2 protein-coding genes are annotated in these 885 nt (G+C 53.4%); both read right to left on the bottom strand.

Going from position 1 to position 885, the window contains the following annotated elements; genetic code table 11:
- Positions 1–409 (bottom strand): phage major tail tube protein (locus C3451_RS24170; RefSeq protein ID WP_124304330.1); only part of this gene is annotated, 409 nt, incomplete at its 3' end.
- Positions 410–885: phage tail sheath C-terminal domain-containing protein (locus C3451_RS24165; protein WP_148089908.1), on the bottom strand; the 476-nt coding region annotated here is incomplete at its 5' end.

Below are 885 nucleotides of genomic sequence, written 5' to 3'. Positions count from 1 at the left end.
CGATGCTGAGCCTGTAATAGGTATTCTTCATCGTGTAGCTGACAGAGGTATCTTCTCCCTGCTTGCTTTCACCACCATCCATTTCGGTGATACGGCCGCGCAGCTCGACCTCAACCAGCAGGCTTTCACCATCGGTGTAATACTCACCAGCGAAGCGGAAGCGGGTTTCGTCGATATCGCCGCAGTAGTTCAGTAAAAGCGACTGAACCAGACCACCAACCACCATCGTGGTGTCCAGTGCGCCACTGTCCAGACCGAGATCCACCGCAGCAGAGCCAATCATCCCGCCCCCCTGAAAGTCTTCAGTTTTACGGGTCAGTTTTGGCAGCGTCACAGAAGAGACTTTGCCGATGCAGTTGCTGCCGTTCACAAAGCAGGTGAACAGGCGCAGTTTGTGAGGAACAGCCATTTATGCACCTCCCAGCGAAGAGAACGCCGACTCGAAATACTCATCCGTGAAGGTCTGGTAGAGCGTCAGATCTTCCATTGGCGGAACCGGTGTATATTTATAGCGAATGCGTACCTGACCCTGACGGAGACCGGGTGTCGGGTTATCCAGGATATCAAACCAGCATTCCGAACCGATCAGCCGCCCCTGTGTCACCAGCGAATTGAGTTTGCCGCTGATACCGCTGACCACGTCCTTAACGTTGGCCGGGGTTAGCGGTTCGTCCACTGATTCAAATTGCGCCTCAGCGATACTGTCAGCCAGAATCTGTGCCGTACGGGTATAAACCTCAAAGATATAATCTTTGGTATCCGTAACACGGTTGCCCCAGAACCGGAAACCGTTACGCTTGATGAGCGTCGTGATCTCCTTGTTGTTGAGTTCGTTCGCGTCGCTGTCTTCGGCCTGTAGCGACCAGAAAACATCCTGCGAAATGC

The sequence above is a fragment of the Enterobacter sp. 301B genome, from assembly GCF_003850715.1.
Taxonomy (GTDB): Bacteria; Pseudomonadota; Gammaproteobacteria; order Enterobacterales; family Enterobacteriaceae; genus Enterobacter; species Enterobacter intestinihominis.
Note: the sequence above shows the minus strand (reverse complement) of the source record. Positions and strands in the feature narration are given on the sequence as shown.